Origin of the sequence: Actinophytocola xanthii, assembly GCF_001921205.1 — a bacterium.
Lineage (GTDB): Bacteria > Actinomycetota > Actinomycetes > Mycobacteriales > Pseudonocardiaceae > Actinophytocola > Actinophytocola xanthii.
In genome coordinates, this window is the sequence record NZ_MSIE01000046.1 from 78,160 (window position 1) to 98,950 (window position 20,791).

The 20,791-nt window shown below is 70.1% G+C and carries 21 protein-coding genes; 5 read left to right on the top strand and 16 right to left on the bottom strand.

Translation table 11 applies throughout. The features are described from left to right. The 11 genes from BU204_RS24220 to BU204_RS24270 all read right to left on the bottom strand — a co-directional run bounded on the left by BU204_RS24220 (window position 1) and on the right by BU204_RS24270 (window position 10,122). Window positions 1–2,298 carry a beta-ketoacyl-[acyl-carrier-protein] synthase family protein gene (locus BU204_RS24220; protein ID WP_198942979.1) on the bottom strand — a complete coding sequence of 766 codons (2,298 nt, stop codon included), beginning with the start codon at window positions 2,296–2,298 and terminating at the stop codon, window positions 1–3. A gap of 29 nt (window positions 2,299–2,327) precedes the next feature. Continuing rightward, window positions 2,328–3,608 (bottom strand): beta-ketoacyl-[acyl-carrier-protein] synthase family protein, encoded by a 1,281-nt coding sequence (locus tag BU204_RS24225; protein ID WP_075128036.1) that lies wholly within the window; start codon window positions 3,606–3,608, stop codon window positions 2,328–2,330. Beyond that, window positions 3,605–3,970, bottom strand: a complete 366-nt coding sequence (locus BU204_RS24230; RefSeq protein WP_075128037.1) for a 3-hydroxyacyl-ACP dehydratase FabZ family protein — start codon at window positions 3,968–3,970, stop codon at window positions 3,605–3,607. Before BU204_RS24230 ends, BU204_RS24225 begins: the two co-directional genes overlap by 4 nt. Further along, window positions 3,967–5,223 carry a beta-ketoacyl-[acyl-carrier-protein] synthase family protein gene (locus BU204_RS24235; protein WP_075128038.1) on the bottom strand — a complete coding sequence of 419 codons (1,257 nt, stop codon included), beginning with the start codon at window positions 5,221–5,223 and terminating at the stop codon, window positions 3,967–3,969. Before BU204_RS24235 ends, BU204_RS24230 begins: the two co-directional genes overlap by 4 nt. Next, a complete protein-coding gene (locus BU204_RS24240; protein WP_075128039.1) occupies window positions 5,223–5,666 on the bottom strand; it encodes a hotdog family protein in 444 nt (147 codons plus the stop codon). Before BU204_RS24240 ends, BU204_RS24235 begins: the two co-directional genes overlap by 1 nt. Window positions 5,667–5,679: 13 nt before the next feature. After that, window positions 5,680–6,450 carry an SDR family NAD(P)-dependent oxidoreductase gene (locus BU204_RS24245; protein ID WP_075128040.1) on the bottom strand — a complete coding sequence of 257 codons (771 nt, stop codon included), beginning with the start codon at window positions 6,448–6,450 and terminating at the stop codon, window positions 5,680–5,682. Beyond that, window positions 6,447–6,890 (bottom strand): holo-ACP synthase, encoded by a 444-nt coding sequence (acpS, locus tag BU204_RS24250; RefSeq protein WP_198942980.1) that lies wholly within the window; start codon window positions 6,888–6,890, stop codon window positions 6,447–6,449. Before acpS ends, BU204_RS24245 begins: the two co-directional genes overlap by 4 nt. Window positions 6,891–6,991: 101 nt before the next feature. Beyond that, on the bottom strand, window positions 6,992–7,396 hold the full coding sequence (locus BU204_RS24255; RefSeq protein ID WP_075128041.1) for an acyl carrier protein: 405 nt from the start codon (window positions 7,394–7,396) through the stop codon (window positions 6,992–6,994). Then, the gene (locus BU204_RS24260) at window positions 7,393–8,328 is read right to left on the bottom strand and encodes an ACP S-malonyltransferase (RefSeq protein WP_075128042.1); all 936 of its coding nucleotides are present in this window, start codon (window positions 8,326–8,328) and stop codon (window positions 7,393–7,395) included. The genes BU204_RS24255 and BU204_RS24260 overlap by 4 nt, the downstream gene beginning before the upstream one ends. Window positions 8,329–8,362: 34 nt before the next feature. Beyond that, window positions 8,363–8,581 (bottom strand): acyl-CoA carboxylase subunit epsilon, encoded by a 219-nt coding sequence (locus BU204_RS24265; RefSeq protein ID WP_075128043.1) that lies wholly within the window; start codon window positions 8,579–8,581, stop codon window positions 8,363–8,365. Continuing rightward, entirely contained in the window at window positions 8,578–10,122 is a 1,545-nt protein-coding gene (locus tag BU204_RS24270; protein ID WP_075128068.1) for an acyl-CoA carboxylase subunit beta, read from the bottom strand. The genes BU204_RS24265 and BU204_RS24270 overlap by 4 nt, the downstream gene beginning before the upstream one ends. A 590-nt stretch (window positions 10,123–10,712) precedes the next feature. On the opposite strand from BU204_RS24270, the gene BU204_RS24275 reads away from it, so the two are divergent. Both BU204_RS24275 and BU204_RS24280 read left to right on the top strand, forming a co-directional pair. Continuing rightward, window positions 10,713–12,512, top strand: coding sequence for an AfsR/SARP family transcriptional regulator (locus tag BU204_RS24275; RefSeq protein ID WP_075128044.1), 1,800 nt, complete (start codon window positions 10,713–10,715; stop codon window positions 12,510–12,512). Between the two features lie 73 nt (window positions 12,513–12,585). Beyond that, entirely contained in the window at window positions 12,586–13,362 is a 777-nt protein-coding gene (locus BU204_RS24280; RefSeq protein WP_198942981.1) for an ester cyclase, read from the top strand. A gap of 88 nt (window positions 13,363–13,450) precedes the next feature. On the opposite strand, the gene ubiG is transcribed toward BU204_RS24280, so the two are convergent. Both ubiG and BU204_RS24290 read right to left on the bottom strand, forming a co-directional pair. After that, window positions 13,451–14,161, bottom strand: a complete 711-nt coding sequence (gene ubiG, locus BU204_RS24285; RefSeq protein WP_075128046.1) for a bifunctional 2-polyprenyl-6-hydroxyphenol methylase/3-demethylubiquinol 3-O-methyltransferase UbiG — start codon at window positions 14,159–14,161, stop codon at window positions 13,451–13,453. Window positions 14,162–14,175: 14 nt separating this feature from the next. Beyond that, window positions 14,176–15,354, bottom strand: a complete 1,179-nt coding sequence (locus BU204_RS24290) for an FAD-dependent monooxygenase (RefSeq protein WP_075128047.1) — start codon at window positions 15,352–15,354, stop codon at window positions 14,176–14,178. A 160-nt stretch (window positions 15,355–15,514) separates the two neighbouring features. Between BU204_RS24290 and BU204_RS24295 the strand changes: the two genes are divergently transcribed. Continuing rightward, window positions 15,515–15,988 (top strand): hypothetical protein, encoded by a 474-nt coding sequence (locus BU204_RS24295; protein ID WP_075128048.1) that lies wholly within the window; start codon window positions 15,515–15,517, stop codon window positions 15,986–15,988. Window positions 15,989–16,043: 55 nt separating this feature from the next. Here the strand turns inward: BU204_RS24295 and BU204_RS24300 are convergent, their stop codons facing one another. Both BU204_RS24300 and BU204_RS24305 read right to left on the bottom strand, forming a co-directional pair. Continuing rightward, window positions 16,044–17,474 carry a carotenoid oxygenase family protein gene (locus BU204_RS24300; RefSeq protein ID WP_075128049.1) on the bottom strand — a complete coding sequence of 477 codons (1,431 nt, stop codon included), beginning with the start codon at window positions 17,472–17,474 and terminating at the stop codon, window positions 16,044–16,046. A gap of 7 nt (window positions 17,475–17,481) precedes the next feature. After that, the gene (locus BU204_RS24305) at window positions 17,482–18,474 is read right to left on the bottom strand and encodes an aldo/keto reductase (protein WP_075128050.1); all 993 of its coding nucleotides are present in this window, start codon (window positions 18,472–18,474) and stop codon (window positions 17,482–17,484) included. A 69-nt stretch (window positions 18,475–18,543) separates the two neighbouring features. Here BU204_RS24305 and BU204_RS24310 point away from each other — a divergent pair, with 69 nt between their 5' ends. Then, complete coding sequence (locus BU204_RS24310) at window positions 18,544–19,182, top strand: TetR/AcrR family transcriptional regulator (RefSeq protein ID WP_075128051.1); 639 nt, start codon at window positions 18,544–18,546, stop codon at window positions 19,180–19,182. On the opposite strand, the gene BU204_RS24315 is transcribed toward BU204_RS24310, so the two are convergent. Further along, entirely contained in the window at window positions 19,100–19,741 is a 642-nt protein-coding gene (locus BU204_RS24315) for a TetR/AcrR family transcriptional regulator (protein ID WP_075128052.1), read from the bottom strand. The genes BU204_RS24310 and BU204_RS24315 overlap by 83 nt on opposite strands. A 92-nt stretch (window positions 19,742–19,833) precedes the next feature. On the opposite strand from BU204_RS24315, the gene BU204_RS24320 reads away from it, so the two are divergent. Then, window positions 19,834–20,697, top strand: coding sequence for an NAD-dependent epimerase/dehydratase family protein (locus BU204_RS24320; protein WP_075128053.1), 864 nt, complete (start codon window positions 19,834–19,836; stop codon window positions 20,695–20,697). Window positions 20,698–20,791 lie beyond the last annotated feature (94 nt).

Consider the following 20,791-nt stretch of genomic DNA (forward strand, 5'->3'; position numbering starts at 1 on the left):
TCACTCCTTGGTGACGACGAGGGACACGTGGGTGCCGCCGAGGGACGAACTGTTCACGAGCACCGGCCCGGGCGACTCCTGTGTCGCGAGCGCGATGGCGAGCTGTGCGCCGGCGCCGACGGGTTCGCCGAGCACCTGCTTCGGGGTCTCGACCCGCACCCCGGGCGCGACCCGCTCGACGGCGGCCAGCTCCGGCCGGTCCACGGACGCGAGACCGCTCGCATTGGCCCACACGGCCGCCAGTTCTCGAGCGTCCACCCCGGCTTCAGCGAGCGCGGCACGCATGGCCCGCTCCACCCCGGCGCCTCTCGGGTCCCACCGGCCGATGCCGACCGCGTCGGCGGCGCTGCCCTGTCCGCTGAGGTGACCCAGCACGCGTGCGCCACGGGCCCGGGCGAAGGACTCCCGTTCCAGCAACAGGGTCACCCCGCCCTCGACGAGGGTGTACCGGCCGGAGCCCGGCCCGGAGAACAGTGGGATTCGTTCGTAGGCGCGCAACGCGGCCGGTGAGAACGCGTCGACGGCCGGGCACAGCACCGCGTCCGCGGCGCCGGTGCGCAGCAGGTCGTGCGCGACGCACAGGGCACTCGCGCCGGCCGCGTGCGCGGCGGTGAGCGTCGACGTCGGGCCCTTCACCCCCAGCACCATCGACACCTGGCCCGCCGCGGCGTTGTACACGGTGTTGGGGAACACCGCGGGGTTCGCCGCGACCGCACCGGACTCCAGCACGGGCACGGTGAACCGCTCGATGCTCTCCACCGGGCCGAGTCCGGTGCCGAGGACCACGCCGACCCGGTCCGGGTCGTGCTCGGCGGGATCGAGCCCCGCGTCCTCGAGGGCCATGGCCGAGGTGACGACGGCGAAGACGCCCAGCCGGTCCATCCTGCGCCGCTGCCTCGGGGTCAGGTACGCCGCGGGCTCGTGGTCCACGGTAGACACACGACCGGTGACCGTGACGCCGTCCCGGTAGGCGCGGAGCAGTTCGGCCGCGGTCGCGCCGACCGGTGAGACCACGCCAGCGCCGGTCACCACGACCCGGTCGATCACCGGCTCCGGTAGCGGCGTGGCGGGCCGGCCTTCCCGCGCGAACACGACGGTGGCGTTGGCACCGGCGAAGGCGAAGTTGTTCGACATGGCCACGTCCATCGGCAGGGACCGGGCCTCGTTCGGTACCGCGTCGAGGCCGCACTTCGGGTCCGGGCCGGTGAAGCCGGTGGTGGGTGGCGCGGTCTGGTCCCGCAACGCGAGCACGGTGGCGATGCCCTCGACCGCCCCCGCGGCGCCGAGCAGGTGACCGACCATGGACTTGACGCTGCTCAGCGCGAGCTTCTCGGCGGAGTAGCCGAACGCGCGGCGGACCGCGTTGCTCTCCGCCGAGTCGTTCTTGGGGGTGCCGGTGCCGTGGCCGTTGACGTACGCGACGTCGGCCGGCGCGATGCCGGTGGCGGCGAACGCGGCGGTCAGCGCCCTCGCCGCGCCCTCGCCCTGGGGGTGCGGTGCCGTCGGGTGGTGGCCGTCGGCGGAGAGCCCGTAGCCGAGCACCTCGGCCACGACCGGCGCACCCGCCGCGACCGCGACGGAGTGCCGAACCAGGACCAGCATGCCGCTGCCCTCACCGAGCGACAGGCCCTGCCGGTCCTTCGAGTAGGGGGCGGCGGGAGCCGGCGACAGCGACTCGAGGCTGTTGAACCCGGCGAAGACGGTCTCGTTGAACGCGTCGCTACCGCCGACCAGCATCGCGTCGGCACGGCCCGCCCGGATGATCTCGACGGCGTGCGCGATGGCGTGCGCACCGGACGCGCAGGCCGTGTTCACCGAGAAGACCGGCCCGCGCAGCCCGAACGCCGCACTGAGCACCTCGGCGATGGTCTGCGGCTGGATCATCAGGTGCTGGCGCCAGTCGACGGCTTTGCCGTCCCGCTCGGCGAGCCAGGCACCCTCGGCGCTGCGCAGCCCGCCGTTGCAGGTGCCGACGACCACACCCCAGCGGGTCGCGGGCACCCCTTCGCCGTGTCCGTTCCGGGCCACCTTGACCCCGGCGCCCGCCATGGCCTCGCCCGCGGCCGCGAGCGCGAACTCGACCGCGCCGTCCCAGCCGCCGACCAGTCGCCCGTAGTCGTCGTGCCGACGTTGCGGCGGGTCGACCTCGCCGCCGAGAGAGGTCCGGTACCCGGACACGTCGATGCCGGTGACCGGCCGGATGGCGACGGTCCCGTCGAGGAACCCGCGCCAGGTCGCCTCGACGCCGTGCCCCTGGGCGGTAACGGCGCCAAGGCCGGTGACCACAACCCGTTCCACGCTGCCCATCCCCTCTCGGCCCATCTCGGTCAGCTCGCCTTCACCAGTGCCAGTGATACGGCCTGTCCCTCGAAGCCACGCGCCAGTGCGAGCGCGGACGTCAGCTCGGCCTCCCGGGCGGTGCCCGGGACGTAGTCGAGGTCGCACTCCGGGTCCGGCCGTTCGAGAGTCGCCGTCGGTGGCACTGCGCCGTGGTGCAGTGCCAGCGCGGCGATCGCGGCGTTGGCGGCACCCGCGCCGCCGACCAGGTGGCCGATCTGCGGTTTCACGCTGCTCACCGCGACGTTCGGCGCGTGTGCGCCGAGCGCGGTGTGCAGCGCCCTGGTCTCGCTGACGTCCCCGTCTCGGGTGGCGCAGCCGTGTGCGGCCACGTAGGACACCTCGGCCGGATCGGTTTCCGCGTCCCGCAGCGAAGCCTGGATCGCGCGGGCCAGCCCTCGGCCGGAGGGGTGCGGTGCCGGCGGTTCGTGGCACTCGTTGCCAGCGCCGAACCCGGCGAGCTCGGCGTAGATCCGCGCGCCACGGGCCCGTGCCGCCGCACGCTCTTCCAGCACCAGGATGGCCGCGCCCTCAGCGAGGATCGAGCCGGACCGGTCCCGGTCGAACGGCCGGAACGCCGCCGCACCGCGTTCGTTGTCCGTGGACAGCACGCCCAGGGCGTCCATCTTGGACATCGGCCACCAGTTCGTCGCGTCGTCGTAACCGCCGGCCACCGCCACGTCGGCCTCGCCGCGGCGGATCGCCCGCGCGGCCCGGCCGATGGCGGTGGCCCCGCTGTCGGCCGTACCGGCGTAGAAGGAGTTGGGGCCACGCATGCCGAACTTCTGCGACACGTGGTAGACGGCCGCCGGCTGCAGCCCTTCGACGAAGAACAGCGGCGCCATGATCGACGAACCCTGCTCGCCGAGTGCGCGCAGATCCGGGGTGCCGTCGTCGCGACGAATACGGGTCATGTTCTCGATCAGATCGTCCAGCCGGGAGATCTCCTTGTTGCCACCCAGGTACAGCCCGGCCCGGTGGCCCAGCTCCACGCCCGTGTCCATGCCGGCGTCCTGAAGTGCCAGTGTCGCGCCGGCCACGGCGAGCTGGTCGCCGCGGTTGAGCATGCGCAGGGACTTTCGGGACGCGAAGCGGAGCGGGTCGAACCCGTCGATCTCCGCGCCGAGGCGGGTGTGCAGGGGTGTGGGGTCGTAGCTGGCGATGGGGCGGATCCCACTGCGGCCGGCGAGGAGCGCGTTCCACGTGGTCGCCGCGTCGTCGCCGATCGCCGTCAGTAGACCGATTCCCGTCACCACGACTCGTCGTTTCATCGGAGCTCCTCCAGTTCGAACCGCAGCCTCCGCACCGTCGCGACCTTCCGTCCAGTCACCTCGGCCACCGCGCGGCAGGCGAACGCGTCCGCCGCCACCTCGGTCGCGTGCACGGTGATCCGGATCTGGTCCCCCGGCCGGACGTAGTGCCGGAAGCGGGCGCCGTGGATCGACTGCTGCCGACGGAGGGGCTGGCGGGCGACGAGTCTCGCGACCGCGCCCATCCCGTCGAGCAGCAGCACGCCGGGGAGCACGGGGAAGCGGGGGAAGTGGGTGTCGAAGACCGCCAGGGTGTTGGGCACGTTGACCAGCGCGACCGCGTACTCCCCCGACTCGACGTCCACGATCCGGTCGATAATCATGACGGCTCACCGACCACGAGCGCGGTGTTGGTACCGCCGAAGGCGAACGCGTTGACCAGCGCCGCGCGCACGGCCGCGGGCCGGGCCTGGTCCGGCACGTAGTCCAGGTCGAGCTTGCGGTCGGCCCGCTCGAGGTTGATCGTGGGCGGCACGAGCGAGTGCCGGATCGCGCCGATCGCGGCGAGCAGGTTGAGCCCGGCGGCCGCCGCGGTCAGGTGCCCCGTCATCGACTTCGTCGAGCTGACCAGCAGCCGGTTCGCGTTGTCGCCGAACACCTTCCTGATCGCCCTGGTCTCTGACTCGTCGTTGCCCGGCGTGCTGGTACCGTGCGCGGCGACGTAGTCGATGCCGTCGATCCCGATGCCGGCCTCGGCGATCGCGCCCTCCATGGCCTGGATCGCACCGCTGCCGTCGGGCGGGGAGTCGGTTATCCGCCAGGCGTTCATCGTCGAGGCGTAGCCGAGCACCTCGGCCAGTACGGTCGCGCCGCGCCGCCGCGCCGACTCGAGATCCTCCAGCACGAACACCACCGCGCCCTCGCCGAGCACGAACCCCGAGCGGTCGCCCGAGAACGGGCGGGACGCGCGGCGCGGCTCGCCCTCGTAGCCCTCGGCCAGGGCGCCGAGCAGGCTGAACCCCAGCACGTCGAGCCACGTGGTGAGCGAGTCGTAGCCGCCGGCGAGCATGACGTCGGCGTCGCCGTCCTGGATGGTCCGGAAAGCCTCACCGATGGCGTGCCCGGAACCCGAGCACGCCGTGCTGATCCCGACCATGGGCCCGGTCGCGCCGATGAGCCGAGCCATCGCGCTGACCGGCATGTTCTGGTTGCCCTGCAACGTCAGACGGGGTGCCTGCCGCCGAAACGCCTGCGCGTTCCCGGTCGTGGCGCGCTCGTGCCCGACGTCCACGAGCAGCTGGAGGTCCGGGCGGCCCACGCTGGCCCCCATGGCGACGCCCCGCTCGTCGTGCGGCCCGTCCGCACCGAGCCCGGCGGAGGTGGCCGCCTCCTCGGCGGCGGCCACCCCGAACCACCCGGCACGGGACAGGTGCCGCCACCGCACCCCAGTCGGTAGATCCCGTGCCGGCTCGAAGTCCCGCACCTGGCCGGCAATGCGCACGGGAAAGCCTTCACTGTCGAAAGTGGTCAGTGGACCGACCCCACTACGGCCTGCCGCGAGGCTCTGCCAGGTGGTTTCGACGTCGTTGCCGAGTGGCGTCACCGCACCCATGCCGGTGATCACGACACGTCGCATCAGCCCTCCTCCGTTCCGCACAGCTCTCGTGCCATTCGTCTCGTCTCCTCGGGATCCTCGAGCGTGCCCGCGTCCAGCAGGGCGCACATGATCCCCGACGCGGTGAGCACGGTCGCCCCGCCGACGAGGACGGTGCCGTCGATCACCGCGGCCTCGCCGGTGATCGACGTGATCGACGCCTCGACGTCCAGCACGTCGCCGGGCACGACGTCGGCGGTGTAGACCGCGGCGTCGACCGACAGCAACGCGGCCCGCTTGCGGAAGTCGCTGCCCAGCATCAGGAGCCAGGTGGCGGCCTGGCACACCGTCTCCAGCACCAGGCCGGGTGGCATGACGGGTTTCTCGGCCGGCCAGTAGTCCTCGGCCCGTGAGGTCAGCTTGTGGGCCACGATGAACTTCTCCGGCTCCCACTCCTCGATCCTGTCGATCAGGTGAAACCGCATTTCTCTTCCCCCGTCACACCGTTCGCCCGATGCCGAGCTGCGCACCGAAGCCGCCGTCGGCCCGGACCAGCTCCCCGGTCATGTACGCCGACCCCGGGCCGGCGAGGAACGCGATCACCTCGGCGATCTGTGCGACGTCGGCGAAGTCACGCATCGGGATCTGACGCTTGATCCCCTTGCCGCCGTCCTTGCCGAGCAGGCCGCCGAGCAGGTCGGTCGGTGAGAAGCCCGGCAGCACCGCGTTGACCCGCACACCGAAGCGGGCCAGTTCGACGGCGCTGCAGTAGGTGAACGCGTTGATCGCGCCCTTGGAGGCGGCGTAGTTCGACTGCCCGATCCAGCCGCGCTCCCCCATCACCGACGACACGTTCACGATCACCCCGTCGCGCTGCGACATGAGGTGCGGCATGGCCGCGCGGGTGCAGTTGAACACTCCGCCGAAGTTGACCTTCATGACGTCCAGCCAGGCCGCCGCGTCCATGTCGAAGATGAGGCCGTCCCGGGAGATGCCCGCGTTGTTGACGAGGATGTGCAGCCCGCCCAGCTCGGCGACCGTCCGCTCGACGAGCTCGCCGGCCTGGTCCGGATCGGCGACGTCGGCCCCGATGGCGACGGCGGTCCCACCCGCGTTGGCGATGTCCTTGACCACCGACACCGCGGCGTCGGCGTTCTCCCGGTAGTTGACCACTACCGCTGCCCCCTGCCGGGCGAGGAGCTCCGCGGTAGCCCGCCCGATGCCCCGCGAGCCGCCGGTCACGATGGCGATCCGACCCTCGAGTGTCATGACGTCCCCCCGGCTGCCGCGGTGAGCGCGACGAAGGCGATGGCAATGCCATCGGAATGCGAGAGTGAGATCGTCATGCGCTCGACCCCGCGGCTCTCGGCGAGTGCCGCGGCGGCTCCGTGCAGGTGGAGCCGAGGCCGTCCACTGGCCCCGTTGACCACCTCGACGTCCCGCCACCGCATACCGGCACCGAGCCCGGTACCGAACGCCTTGAACACGGCCTCCTTGGCGGCGAACCGCGCGGCGAGATGCTCGGCGGGGCGGCGCCGGTGCCGCGCGTAGGCGAGCTCCCTCGGGGTGAAGACCTCGTCCTCGATCCCGGGCTGCCCGGCGAGCAACGACTCGACCCGCCCGACGCCGGTGAGATCCACACCGACCATCAACCGCTGGCCCGGCACCGCCAGCTCGGGCAGAGACGGCAGAGCGACGTCAGTGAGCACGAGCTACCCCCCACCCCACTGCGAGATCCACCTCAGCCGCCCCCCGGCGTCCCGGCGACGCTGCCGTGGACGCGGGTGGGACACCGAGTGCTCGCCTCGCGTCAGCTGACATCGGCCAGTGCCGCCCTCGCGGCCGCCAGGTCGGCGAGGTTCTGGACCGTGAACAGGGTCATCACGTCGTCGGCGGTCACCTTGCCCGCCAGCTCGGCGCGGTCGATCTGGGGCAACACGCTCGCCAGCTGCGCGAGGCCCGCCTCGGTGATCACGCCGTCCTCGCCCTCGAACTCCTCGTCGCTGAGGTCTCCCTGCAGCAGTTCGGCGATCTCGTTCGCGGAGATCTTCACACCGACCTTGCGTTCGATCCGGAACAGGATGTCGAGCAGGTCGATGGACTCGGCGCCCAGGTCGCCGAGAACGGTGGCGTTCGGCTCGGCGTCGGTCTCGTCGATGCCGACGGCCTCGGCGACGGCGGACCGGACGGCGTCCAGTGTGTCCACGTTGGTCATTGCGATACCCCTTCGTTCTCTTCATTACGGATGACCGCCTCGATGCGGCGTTCGTCGCCGGTACTGCGCACCGGGTAGTCCGGAAACGTGCTCCTGGCGAAGCCGGTGAGCACCCGGCCCGGCCCGATCTCCGTGAACCGCGTCCAGCCGGCCTCGTCGGCAGTGCGCAACACGTCCACCCAGCGGACCGGGCCGGCGAGCTGCCTGCGCAGCGACGACTTCGCTTCTTCCCCTATGGACAGTCGCGCGCCGGTGACCGAGCTGATGACGGGGATCGAGGGTGGTGCGAAGGAACACGCGCCGAGGGCCGACGCGAACTCGTCGTCGATCTCCGCCATCAGCGAACAGTGGAAGGGTGCGCCGACCTCGAGCTGGACGACCTTGTCCGCGCCGGCGGCGGTGCAGGCGCGTGCGAGATCGGTGACTGCCTCCCGGTGCCCGGACACCACGGTCTGGCGGAAGTCGTTGAAGTTCGCCACCTCGACGACCCCTGGCACCCGCGTGTCCGCGCACAGCTTCTCCACCGTCGTGGCGTCCAGACCGACCACGGCGACCATGGCCCCCGACGTCCGCTCCGCCACCCGCGCCATCAGCTCGCCGCGGCGACGCACCAACGCGAAGGCCGCGGGAATCGTGAGCACGCCCGCGGCGGCCAGCGCGGTCAGCTCACCGAGGCTGTGGCCAGCGACCGCCGCCGGCCGGTAGCGGTGCGCGGTGAGCACCGACCAGGTAGCGAGGCTCGTGGCGAACACCGCGAGCTGCGTGACGTCGGTCCTGGTCAGGTCCTGCTTGCCGCCGTCGACACACAGTTGGGTGAGCGCGAACCCGGCTGTCTCGTCCGCGAACTCGAACACCGGCCGGGTGAGATCGGGGTACCGAGCCAGCAGGTGCGCGGCCATCCCGGCTCGCTGCGACCCCTGCCCCGGGAACATCGCAAGCTCCACAGGTTCTCTCCCTCAACTCACGTCAACTGGTCCAGGGCCGGGCCGGCAGCCGCCACCTGACCGCTGCCGCGCCCCACGCCGTGGGGGCCTTCCGGTACCCCCGGGCACTCCCCCGCCACGCCGAGGTCGACGCCGGGACCGACGGCCCGGACTCCCGCGTCACGACCGCGAGCGCCGTCACCAGGGCGACGATCTCGGCGTCGGACGGGTTTCCTTTGGTCACCAGGATGTGCGTCTTCACAACGGCACGTTCCCGTGCTTGCGGACCGGGATGACGGTCCGCTTCGACGCCAGCATCGCCAGCGACCGGATGAGCACCCGGCGGGTGTCCGCAGGATCGATCACGTCGTCGACGTGCCCGCGCTCCGCCGCCGCGTACGGGTGCATCAGCTCCCGGGTGTACTTGCCGATCAACGACTTCCGCAGCCTTTCGGGATCCGAGGCGGCCTTGATCTCCTTGCGGAAGATGATGTTCGCCGCTCCCTCGGCGCCCATGACGGCCGTCTGGTTGGTCGGCCACGCGAACGACAGGTCGGCGCCGATCGACTTGGAGTCCATCACGATGTACGCGCCACCGAAGGCCTTGCGCACGATCACCTGGATGCGGGGCACCGTCGCCTCGCAGTAGGCGTAGAGCAGCTTCGCGCCACGGCGGATGATGGCCTCGTGCTCCTGGCCGACACCGGGCAGGAAGCCGGGCACGTCGACCAGCGTCACCAGCGGGATGTTGAACGCGTCGCAGGCACGCACGAACCGCGCCGCCTTCTCCGACGAGTCGATGTCGAGCACACCGGCGAACACCGTCGGCTGGTTGCCCACGATCCCCACGACCTTGCCGTCGAGTCGGGCGAACGCGCAGATGATGTTGCGCGCCCAGGTTTCCTGGACCTGCAGGTACTCGCCGTCGTCGACGATCTCGGCGATGACGCGGCCCATGTCGTACGGCGCGCGGTCGTCGACCGGCACGATGTCGACAAGGCCGTCGCACCGCCGGTCCGGCGGGTCGTCCGTCGGGACCTCGGGCGGCGGTTCCTGGTTGTTCGACGGCAGGTAGGACAGCAGGTGCCGGACGTCGTCGAAGCACGTTTCCTCGTCCGGTGCGACGAAGCTCGCGACGCCGGTGCGGTCGGCGTGCACCCGCGCGCCGCCCAGCGCCTCCTGTGTGACGTCCTCACCGGTCACCTCACGCACCACGTCCGGGCCGGTGATGAACATGTTGCCCATGCCTTCGACCATGAAGGTGAAGTCGGTCAGCGCGGGCGAGTACACCGCGCCGCCGGCGCAGGAGCCGAGCACGACGGACAACTGCGGGATCACCCCGGAGACACGGACATTGCGGGCGAAAAGGCCACCGAATCCGGCGAGCGAGTCGATGCCCTCCTGGATGCGTGCGCCACCGCCGTCGTTCAACCCGATGACCGGCGCGCCACTGGATTCGGCGAGGTCGAGGATCTGGTGCATCTTCCTGGCGAACACCTCGCCGAGCGCGCCACCGCGAATGCGCGCGTCGTGGGCGAAGACGAACACCGTGCGGCCGTCGATCGTGCCCCAGCCAGTCACCACGCCGTCGCCGGGCGGGTGCGACTTCTCCATGCCGAAACCGGTCGCCCGGTGCTGTGCGAACAGTCCGAGCTCGGTGAACGTTCCCTCGTCGAGCAGATTCTCGATACGGGTCCGCGCGTCGGACTTGCCCTTCGCCCGGTGCCGCCTGTCAACCCCCTCGTCCTGTGGTGCGAGTGCCCGAGCGCGGCGGTCCGCGAGCGCGGCCACCCGGCCACGCATGGTGTCCGGCAGCTCTACCGCGTGCCCGTTCCGCTCGACGACGGCGGGCACAGCACCGCCCTCGGTACGGTCAAGGTCGCGAAACAACATCAACTTCCCCCCAAGCAGGTTGCTCGACTTCAGCCACCATGCCCGGGACGACTCGCTTGATTCCTTGAGTGTTTCTTGAATCGATGTCGAGCTTTCACCCCTCGGATGGGTGACTCCACACACAGGAGCGCATACCCTCCGCAATGAATTAAGAGTGCGTTGCATTTGGCGAGTTCCTGTATCAGATCCACCAGACGGAACCGGACTTGCGCGGCCGACCGGCGATGGGTAAACGCGAGGCGTGGTCTTTGATCGCCGTGCTATAATTGTGAAAAGCGGACGTGTCGCACGTACACGCCTGGGGAGGTTGTCGCGACGGACTCCGCTGCTTGGTCGCGCCGTGAGACGCGCTGACTGACGGGCAACAGGCAAAGGCGCCGTAGAGCCGACCAAACAAATATGCGAGGCCGCTGCATATTCTGCGTACAGAGGTTTGCTATGGGGGAACACTGATGTTGTTCAGCGTGCTGGGGCCGGTTGAATTACGGTTGAAAGGTGAGGTGATTGATTTAGGACCGGCGAAGCAGCGGACGATTCTGGCCGCCCTGCTCGTGAACCTCGAGCAGCCGGTACCGCTCGACGTGCTGGTCGACCGCGTGTGGGACGAAAACCCCCCGGTCGACGTGCGCAACGTCGTGTACACCTACGTCGCCAGGCTGCGCCGCAAGCTGTCCTGTGCCGCCGGTGACTGCGCGGACCCTCCCCAGCTCAAGCGCATGTTCGGCGGGTACTGCCTACAGACCGCACCGGACAACGTGGACCTCTACCGGTTCCGTGGTCTGCTCGAACGCGCCAGGAAACTCGAGTCCGACGCCGACGAGCAGCGCAGCACGCTGTTGCGGGAGGCCAACGGGCTATGGCGCGGGGTGCCGTTGGCCGGAGTCGACGGACGCTGGGCCGCCGCGATGCGCCACGGCCTGCAGCAGTTGCGGCACGAGGCGCTGGTCGAGTGGGCGGACGTCGAGATCCGCCTCGGCCGTCCCCGCAGGGTCATCGACCAGCTGCGCCAGGCCGTGTTCGACAGTCCTTTCTCCGAGCCTCTCGTCGCACACCTGATGCTCGCCCTGCACGCGGACGGCCGCAGCGCAGAGGCTCTCCAGGTCTTCGAGGGCACGCGGCGTCAGCTGGCCGACGACATGGGCACCGACCCCGCCCCGTCGCTCCAGGAGGTGCACCGCGACATCCTGCAGGGCCGAGCGTCGGTGAACCAACAGGTTGAGCCGGAGCAGGAGGTGGCGGCGACCCCGGTCCAGGTGACCACGGTGAGCCGGCCCGGGGCCCAGTCGGTGAACCTCCTGCCCATCGACCTGCCCGACTTCACCGGCCGCGGCGCCGAGATGTCGCTCCTGGCGGAGGCTCTGACCCCGAGCGACACACCGCTGTCCCCGTCGGTCGCCGTGCTGTACGGGCCTGCCGGCATCGGGAAGACCACCCTGGCCGTGCACGCGTCCTACCGACTGCGGAAGTACTTCCCCGACGGGCAGCTGTTCGCCGACCTCGACGGCACCGGCCTCCCCCCGGCAGAGCCCACCGTGGTGCTGGAGCGCTTCCTCCGTGCGCTCGGGACGACCGACATCCCCGCGAGCTTCGTCGAGCGGGCCGAGCTGTACCGGGCGCGGCTGGCCAACGCCCGGATGCTGGTCGTACTCGACAACGCGGTGGACGAGCCGCAGGTCGCGCCGCTGCTGCCGGGAACAGGGCAGTGCGCGGTGATCGTGTCCTGCCAGGTCCGCCCTCCGGTGCCGGCGGGCGTGCCGGTGATCCGCCTCGCCCCGATGCCGGTGGACGAGGCCTCGGCGTTCCTCCGGCAGATGATCGGTCCGGCACGCATGAACGCAGACCCGCAGGCCACGCGGGAGCTGCTCGCGCTGTGCGAGGGTTCACCGCTGGTCCTGCGCATCATCGGCGGCAAGCTGATGACACGGCAGCACTGGTCGGTGGCGCGGCTGCTGAACCGGCTGCGTGACGACGACCGGCTGCTCGGCGAGCTGACCGACGGCACGCACGACGTGCGGATGAAGATCGGTCGGACGTTTCACGCGCTCGACCACGCCACCCAGCGGCTGTTCCTCGGGCTCGCCACGTCCCACCTTGACGACGAGTTCTCGGTGCGGTCCGCCGCACGGGCACTGCAGGTGAACGAGCACGACGCGGAGGAGTCGGTCGAACGGCTGCTGGACTGCCATCTGCTGGGCATCGCGAGCCATCCGGAGGCCGGCGACCTGCGGTACGTGCTGCCCAAGCTGCACCGGCTCTACGCGTCGACGGTGTGCGGGGAGCCAGTGAAGATCCACGCGTGACACGCGGTCAAGGTCCGTTCAAGAACGGCCACCGACACTGTGGTTCGCAGGATTGGACCACAGGGGAGCGCGTGTGAGCACCGAAGAGAACAAGGCCATCATCCGGCGGGTCTTCGACGAGTTCGTGAACAAGGGCGACTTCTCGGTCGTCGACGAGATCTACCGGGACGACATGGTCGACCACCAGCCACTGCCCGGTGCCCCGGACGGGTTGGCGGGCGTCAAGTACACGATCGCGGGACTACGCCGGGGTTTTCCCGACCTCACGGTGACCATCGAGGACATGAGTGCCCATGCCGACCACGTGGTCATCCACAACACGTGGCGCGGCACCCACGACGGCGAGTTCCTCGGCATTGCCCCGACGGGCAGAAGGATCAGTTCGAAGGGCATCGTCGTGTGGCGGCTGCAGGACGGGCTGATCGCCGAGCGCTGGGGTATCGGCGTCGACTCGAACATGTTGGCCCAGCTGGGGATCGGCCGGTCCGCTCGACCCGGTCGAGGTAGGGTCCGCACCACCCACGTGCCGGCTGTGCGGACCCTGCCGGTGCTGCCCGGACGGGTGGACCAGTGGCGACGGGTACAGCAGGAGATCGGCACGCGAGCAGTCGACTACGAGGCGTCCCGCAGGGCCGCGGAGATCTCCCGAGAGCGAATGTGGTTGGTGCCGGGCGCACCCGCGCTGGCCGTGTACCACCTCGAGGCGCCGGACCCCGGCAGGGCGGCGAAGACCCTCACCTCGTCGACAGCCCCGTTCGACCAGTGGTTGCGCCACGAGCTGGTCGAGGTCCACGGCCGCGACCCGTGGCAGGACGCGGCGGCCGAGCTGGGCCACGGCTGGGAACGGTAACGAGAAAAGTGCCCGCCCGGCAGCCGATCCGGGCGGGCACTGGCATCTCCGGGTTCCGTCGGTCGCGGACGTCGACGGCACTCCCCCGCTACTTGCGGGCGACTCCCAGGTACAGCGACGACATGTCCCTGGTCAGCTTCGCCTTCAGGCTGCCGTCCTTGTTCTGGCCGCGGATGGCGATGCCCTTGCCCTCGCCGGTCGGCGTGAAGCCGGCCGCGCGCAGGTACGTGTCCATCTCGGCCGGAGTGATGAAGTCCTTCCAGTCGTGCGCGCCCTTCGGCACGATGCCCAGGATCCGTTCCGGCAACCAGATCATCACGATCCTGGAGCGGAACGTACGGTTGATCGTGTCGTACAGGAACCGGCCGCCCGGCTTGAGCACCCGGTGGATCTCGGTGACCGAGGTCGCCGGGCTGCGCACGTGCTCGAGCACATCGACACAGGTCACCACGTCGAACGTGTTGTCCGGGTACGGCAGCTCCTCCGCGGCGCCGACCTGGTAGTCGATCTCCTTGCCGGTTGCCTCGGCATGCTGGCGGGCGGCGTCGATGAGCTTCACCGACGGGTCCACGCCGGACACGACCGAGCCGCGGGCGTGGAGGAACTCGGTGGTGTACCCGCCACCGCAGCCCACGTCGAGCACGCGTGTGCCCTGCCAGCCCTCCGTCACGTAGGGATCGAAGTAGGCGAACCGCAGCGGGTTGAACGACTTCAGCGGATTCATCGTGGAGTGCTCGCTCCACCACTCGTCCGCCCACGCCGAGAAGAAGTGGCCGTCCTCTTCCACGCTCTTGGTCATCTGTTCCCCTTTCGTCAGCCGGCCGGCACCCGCCAGCGCGTGGCGTAGGCGACCTGGTCCTTCTCGGCCACCCGGAAGGCGACCCGGTTCCAGACCGCCTTCATGAACTTCTCCCGCAGCCAGATCGCGACCGGGTTCTCGAGCGCGCCCATGCGCCCGATCCGCCACGCCACGCGTTGCATGCCGGCGGTGCGGGGAATCCGCTCGGCCTCGTAGGACCTCAGCGCCGTGATCGGGTCCAGTGCTCCGTCGAGCTTCTCCGCCAGCACCAAGGCGTCCTCGATGGCCTGGCACGCGCCCTGGCCGATGTTGAACGTGATCGGGTGCGCGGCGTCGCCGAGCATCGTCACCCGTCCTTCACCCCACGTGTCAACGGGTGCGCGGTCGATCACGTCGTGCCGGAGGATGCCGCTCTCCTCGGTGTTCTCGATCAGCTCCCGTACCGGGCCGGGCCAGTCGTGGTGGCGACGGCGCAGCATGTCGATGACGCCAGGCCCGTCCTGCTGGCCCGGGGCGCCGTTCGCGACGCTCATCCAGTACACGACGCCCGGCGCGATGTCGTAGTAGGTGAAGCGGGTGCCGTGGCCGAAGTAGGCGCAGAACGTGCCTGGGGACACGGTTTCCGGCCCGACGCTCGCCTGCCCGCGCCACGCGATGTAGCCGGTGAACCGCGGCGGATCGGCACCGAGGAGGGTTCGTCGGACGGCGGAATGCACCCCGTCCGCACCGATGAGCACGTCACCGCGCTCGCTGGTGCCGTCCGCGAGCTCGACCACCACGCCGGTGCTGTCCTGGTGGTACCCGACGACCTCCGCGCCGGTGCGGACCTCGGCGTCACCCAACGCCTCCCGGAGCACGCGATGCAGCTCCGACCGTCCGACGGCGACCGTCGGTTGGCCGTACCGCTCGACGAACGCGCCTACCGGCCACGCGCCGAGCAGGTCACCCCGGGACGTGCGGAACTCGCAGACCTCCTGCGCCGGCGCGGTGCGCAGCACCTCGTCGGCGACGCCGAGGCGGTCGAGCCCGATCATCCCGTTGCTCCAGATGTGCAGGCCGGCGCCACCGTCCCGCAGCTGCGTCGAGCTCTCGAGCACGGCGGCGTCGATTCCGCGGCGCCGCAGTGCGAGTGCCGCGGACAACCCGCCGATGCCGCCGCCTGCGATCAACACGCGGTGGACCCCTCTGGCCATACCGCCTCCCGGTGTGCTGCGAAATCCCGTGTGCACAGGATTTCCGAGCGGTAGGGAGAAAACCTTGACCGCACCTTGACCCGTCCTGCCGGCACGACCAGTTCGGCGCAAGGCCAGGGGTATATCCCTTGCCCAGAGCAATTTTTGGAGGAGGAGAAACGTGGACAACCTGAGCATCGCACTGGCTACCCTGGCAATCGTCGGATGCGCCGTGACCTACGGGACCGACACGTTCGCGGCGATCGTCTGGCGTACCTCGTTGCGTCACCTGGACGAGGGTGCACTGACCCATCTCGTCGGCTACGTGCACTACTACGGGGATCGCCGCCTCCCGATTCCTGGCGGTTTCGGCATGACGACCGCGTTGCTGAGTGTGATCGCCGCGGCGATCGCGGGCCGCACGGAGGCGACCATCGCGGGCGGCGTCGCGGTCGTCGCGCTGGCCGCGTGGATGCTGATCTACCTGACCGTCGCCAAGCCGGTGAACAAGAAGTTCAGCGACGCCGCGCTGGCCGGCGAGGCGCTCCCGTCGGCCCGGGACCTTCAGGCCCGTTGGGACAGCGTGATCAACCTGCGGGTCGGCATCCAGATGACGGCGCTGCTGGCATTGTGCGCCCAGCTCTTCCTGCCGTGAGAGGAACACGACAAAGGCCCTGACCGGTGGTTCGGTCAGGGCCTTTCTCGGACACTCACTCCGTGGGAATCCAGTTTCCATGGAAGCCGTTCGGCACGCGGTCCGGCAGATGTACCGCCGCCACGGTCTCCATGGTCCCTGCGTCCAGCAGCACCAGGTCGCTCCGGCCGCTGGGCAGGTCGTACGCGTAGCCCATCAGCACGCCGTCGTCCTCGGCCGCGTCGTCGGCGTTCGGCACGAACACGAACTCGCTGGCCTGCCTGTCCCTGCCCAACGACGTGGCGACGGTGGTGCCACGCACGAGGTCGTGCTTCAGCACAGAGGAGGCCGGGCTGCCCCCGCCGACGGCTTCCATCGTGTAGCCGTACCGGTTCCGCCTCCCCAGCAGGCGTTCGTCGATGCGGGGGAACTCCTGCGAGTGGTCATCCATCCGGGACTCCCGGACCTTGCCCGCGTTCAGGTCGATCGTCCAGCGGTCGAGTGTCGCGGGGCCCTCGTTCGGCCCGTTGCGGTCGGTGACGAACATCCGCGGATGCCGCACCACGTCCAGCACGACCGTTTCGTTCTCGTCGTAGGCGTTGAGCGGGTGGAAGACATAACACGGTTCGACGTCGAACCAGCGGAGGTCCTCGGCCGTGCCCTCGCGGGGCATCAGCCCGATCCGCGCCGGGTGCTTCGGGTTCCAGCGCGCGGGCAGGCGGTCGTTGGGGTGCATGCGTTTGCCGATCATCGCGGTGATGGGGTCGGGTACCCGGACCCGGCCGATGAGCGCCGAGAGGACCAGCTGGGTGGGGTACCGCAGCGGGCGCGGCATGGTCATGGCCGCCGCCTGCTTCGGGTCGAACGTGACCGGCAGGTCGAACAGCACGACGTATTTCGAGGTCAGGGCGAAGTCGTGCATCATCGGCACGCCCTTGATCGGGATGTCCACGATGCGGCGCGCCCGCCCGTCGGTGCCGATCACCGAGTACTGCACGATGTCGCCCCGACCGAAGAAGTGCGTGATCGCGTGCAGCTCGCCGGTGTCCGGGTCACGCCACGGGTGCGCGGTGTACCCGCCGGGCAGCGTGCCGTCGAAGTCGCACGGCCCGACCGTCTCGAGCTCCTCGTCCAGCTCGTAGTTGGCCATCCCGCCTTCGATGAGCGCGAGCGTCCTGCCGCCGTGGCCGATGACGTTCGTGTTGGCGCCGAACAACTCGATGCCCGCGCGGTGGCGCACCTCGCCGCCGGTCGTCGCAGACGACGTGCGGACCCAGCGATTGCGGTACCACTCCGCCCTGCCGTCCCGCAGGCGCACGCCGTGCACCATGCCGTCACCCATGAACCAGTGGTAGGTGTCCGGGTCCAGCTCGCTCATCGGGTTGGGACCGTTGCGGACGTACCGTCCGTCCAGCTGCGGTGGCAGGGTGCCGGTCACCGCCAGTTCGGTAACCGTGTGCTCCTGCCGGACCGGCGCGAAGTTTCCTTCGAGGTACGGGTTGCCCATGCGCCCCTCACAGGTCGAGATGCGCCATCGCGGGCGCTGGATAGCGGTCTCCGGAGGCGAAGCCGCTCGGTGCGATCCGCTCGATGGCGTCCAGTTCGGACTCCGTCAGCTCGATCCCGGCGGCGGCCACGTTCTGCTCCAGGTGCTTTCGGTTGGTGGTGCCGGGTATTGTCACGATGTCGTGCCCCTGGGCGTGCACCCACGCGAGCGCGAGCTGCGCCGGGGTGACGTTCCTGCGCTCCGCGATCTCCCGCACCTTGTCCACCACGGCGAGGTTCTTCGCGAAGTTCTCGCCCTGGAACCGCGGGGCGACCCTGCGGAAGTCGTTCGGCGCGAAGTCGTCGACGCTGCGGATGGCCCCGGAGAGGAAACCCCGGCCCAGCGGGCTGTAGGCGACGAACCCGATGCCGAGCTCACGCACGGTGTCCAGCACGCCGTTGTCCTCGATCTCGCGGGTGAACAGCGAGTACTCGGTCTGCACGGCGGTCAGCGGGTGGACGGCGTGCGCACGGCGGATGGTGTCCGCGCCCGCCTCGGAGATGCCGAGATACCGAACCTTGCCGGCGGCGACCAGCTCGGCCAGCGCGCCGAACGTCTCCTCGACCGGCACCTCGACGTCGACCCGGTGCTGGTAGTAGAGGTCGAGGTGGTCGGTCCCGAGCCGGCGCAGCGTGCCGTCGACGGCCCTGCGCACGTACTCCGGCCGCCCGTTGATCCGCCAGGTGATGTTGCCGTCGTCGTCGATCTCGTTGCCGAACTTCGACGCCAGCACGATGTCGTCCCTGCGGCCGGCGAGCGCGGTCGCGATGAGCCGCTCGTTGTGGTGCGGGCCGTACATGTCGGCCGTGTCCAGCATCAGCACGCCGAGTTCCAGCGCGCGCCGGATGGTCGCGATCGACTCCTGCTTGTCGGCGGGTCCGTACGCGACGCTCATTCCCATGCAGCCGAGTCCCTGCGCGGAGACGACGAGCCCATGGCTGCCCAGCTTGCGTGTCTTCATGTTCAGCCCCCTTTCTAGCAATGCTAGCATCCTGGTCATGGCTAGACCTAGTGTTGCTAGGGATCGATCATGACCGCACAGGAGCGGCGCGAGCGCGAACGAGCCGCCCGACACCAAATGATCATCGACACGGCGCGTGAGGTGGCGGAGGCTGAAGGGTGGGACGCGGTCACCACGCGTCGCCTCGCCGAACGTATCGAGTACAGCCAACCCGTGCTCTACAGCCATTTCTCGGGCAAGGACGCCATCGTGCGGGCGGTCGCGCTTCAGGGGTTCGACGAACTGGCCGAGGTGCTTCGGGTCGTGCGCCGGCCGGACCCGGCCGAGGCCCTGCGGCGCATGGCGTACGCGTACCACGACTTCGCCCTGCGCCAGCCCGCGCTCTACGACGCGATGTTCGTGCTGTCGACCGATCTCGCCTTCGGTGCCCCGGACACGCCGGAGCCACTGCGGGCAGCGTTCGCCGAGCTGGGCGAGGTGGTGGCCGAGCTGGCACCGGACCACGACACGGAGACCTACACCGAGGTCCTCTGGAGCGCGCTACACGGGCTGGTCACCCTCGGCCGCAGCGATCGGCTCCGTGCCGACGTGCACCACCAACGCCTCGACCTCATGCTGGAGCGCTTCATTCCACCGGCATCGGGATCCCGGCGAAGGAAATCGTCAGGTCGCGGAGCAAATCCCGCGCCCGTCCCGGACCGCCCTTGATCCGGCCGTCCAGCGCGAGGCTCACCAGGCCGTGCAGGTGCGCCCACAGCAGGTCGGCGACGGCGTCGCCATCGAACTTCGCCGCTGGATGGTCCGGTGCGCCCAGGTCGGCCGCGGCCTTGAGCACGCCGAAGCACTCACGGGCGGCGGCGGGCGCCTCCGGCGTGCCGAACGGCACGTCCGGCAGGGTGTGCATCAGCCGGTAGAGGTGCGGATTCTCTGCCGCGAACTCCCAGTAGGCGGTGGCGACCGCGAGCAGCGGACCACCCAGCCGCGCGTACTCCTCCGGGCACTGCGCCCGGCCGAGCCGGTCAGCCAGCTCGGCGAAGCCCACGTCCACCAGTCCGACCAGCAACGCCCGCTTGTTCGCGAAGTACTGGTACACGATCGGGGCGGTGTACCCGACGCGATCAGCGACCGAGCGCACGGTCACGCTGTCGAACCCGGCCGACTCGTCCGCCAGTGCACGGGCCGCCGACAGCAGTTCGGCCCGCAGCCGGTCCCGCGCCTGCGCACGTTCACCGGCGCTGCCCTTGATCCGCTTGCCCTCCTGTGGCACACGCCCTCCCCACTTTTCTAACAACGGTAGACATTAGGCCACGGATGGCGCTACGGTCGAATACTAACGATGATAGAAAAGGAGATCCCCTGATGCGTGTTCTGGTGACCGGCCTGTCCGGGACGATCGGTGGCGCGGTGGCGAGAGCGCTGGTCCGGCGTGGTCATACGGTGGTGGGCACGGTGAAGGCCGAGGGTCGGCCCGTGCCGGAGGGCGTGGAGCCCCTGGTCGCGGACCTGTTCGCGCCCGGCGCGCTGGCCGGGGTGGCGAAGGACGTCGACGCGGCCGTCCACGCCGCCTCGAGCAACGACGAGCGGTCCGGCGAGCTGGACTACGCGGTGGTGAGCACCTTCCTCGACGCGTTCGCCGGCACCAGCAAGCCGTTCGTCTACACCAGCGGTCTGTGGCTGCACGGCAACACCGGTGACACCGCGGCCACCGAGGAGTCGCCGTTCGCGCCGCCGATGGTCGTGTCGTGGCGCCCCGACGTGGAGAAGAAGCTGGTCGACGCGAAGGACGTGCACACGATCCGGATCCGCCCGGGCCTGGTGTACGGCGGCGGCCGCGGCTACATCCCGATGCTGCTGGGCCCACAGGACGACGGCAAGGGCGGCAAGGTGGTCCGCCACGTCGGCGACGGCTCGAACCGCTGGTCGGTCGTCCACGCCGACGACCTGGGTGACCTGTACGCCCTGGCCGTCGAGAAGGCCCCGGCCGGCTCGGTGTACCTGGCCACCGTCGACGAGCCCGTTCAGGTGCGGGACGCCTCGAAGGTGGTGGCGGACAAGGTCGGCGCGACCGCGCAGGACTGGGACCCCGCCGACGCGCAGCAGTACTGGAGCGTCATGGTCGAGGCGTTCCTGCTCGACCAGGTGGCGACCAGCGCGAAGGCCCGCGCCGAACTCGGCTGGACCCCGTCGCGCCCGCCCCTGCTGGAGGAACTCGCGACCAGCTGACCGCTACCCGCGACGACACGCTCCGGGGCAGCACCACTGCCCTGGAGCCCTTCCTGTTCGGGCCGGTCGGGGGCGCAGGACCACTGGTTTTCGG

What these genes read in the sequence shown, in the direction of transcription:
- BU204_RS24260 (WP_075128042.1), bottom strand. Translation starts at nt 8,328, where the DNA reads ATGTTCCCGGGGCAGGGGTCGCAGCGAGCCGGGATGGCCGCGCACCTG.
- BU204_RS24235 (WP_075128038.1), bottom strand. Translation starts at nt 5,223, where the DNA reads ATGCGACGTGTCGTGATCACCGGCATGGGTGCGGTGACGCCACTCGGC.
- BU204_RS24255 (WP_075128041.1), bottom strand. Translation starts at nt 7,396, where the DNA reads ATGACCAACGTGGACACACTGGACGCCGTCCGGTCCGCCGTCGCCGAG.
- BU204_RS24225 (WP_075128036.1), bottom strand. Translation starts at nt 3,608, where the DNA reads ATGAAACGACGAGTCGTGGTGACGGGAATCGGTCTACTGACGGCGATC.
- BU204_RS24230 (WP_075128037.1), bottom strand. Translation starts at nt 3,970, where the DNA reads ATGATTATCGACCGGATCGTGGACGTCGAGTCGGGGGAGTACGCGGTC.
- BU204_RS24310 (WP_075128051.1), top strand. Translation starts at nt 18,544, where the DNA reads ATGACCGCACAGGAGCGGCGCGAGCGCGAACGAGCCGCCCGACACCAA.
- BU204_RS24245 (WP_075128040.1), bottom strand. Translation starts at nt 6,450, where the DNA reads ATGACACTCGAGGGTCGGATCGCCATCGTGACCGGCGGCTCGCGGGGC.
- BU204_RS24305 (WP_075128050.1), bottom strand. Translation starts at nt 18,474, where the DNA reads ATGAAGACACGCAAGCTGGGCAGCCATGGGCTCGTCGTCTCCGCGCAG.
- BU204_RS24300 (WP_075128049.1), bottom strand. Translation starts at nt 17,474, where the DNA reads ATGGGCAACCCGTACCTCGAAGGAAACTTCGCGCCGGTCCGGCAGGAG.
- BU204_RS24320 (WP_075128053.1), top strand. Translation starts at nt 19,834, where the DNA reads ATGCGTGTTCTGGTGACCGGCCTGTCCGGGACGATCGGTGGCGCGGTG.
- BU204_RS24290 (WP_075128047.1), bottom strand. Translation starts at nt 15,354, where the DNA reads ATGGCCAGAGGGGTCCACCGCGTGTTGATCGCAGGCGGCGGCATCGGC.
- BU204_RS24270 (WP_075128068.1), bottom strand. Translation starts at nt 10,122, where the DNA reads ATGCGTGGCCGGGTGGCCGCGCTCGCGGACCGCCGCGCTCGGGCACTC.
- BU204_RS24240 (WP_075128039.1), bottom strand. Translation starts at nt 5,666, where the DNA reads ATGCGGTTTCACCTGATCGACAGGATCGAGGAGTGGGAGCCGGAGAAG.
- ubiG (WP_075128046.1), bottom strand. Translation starts at nt 14,161, where the DNA reads ATGACCAAGAGCGTGGAAGAGGACGGCCACTTCTTCTCGGCGTGGGCG.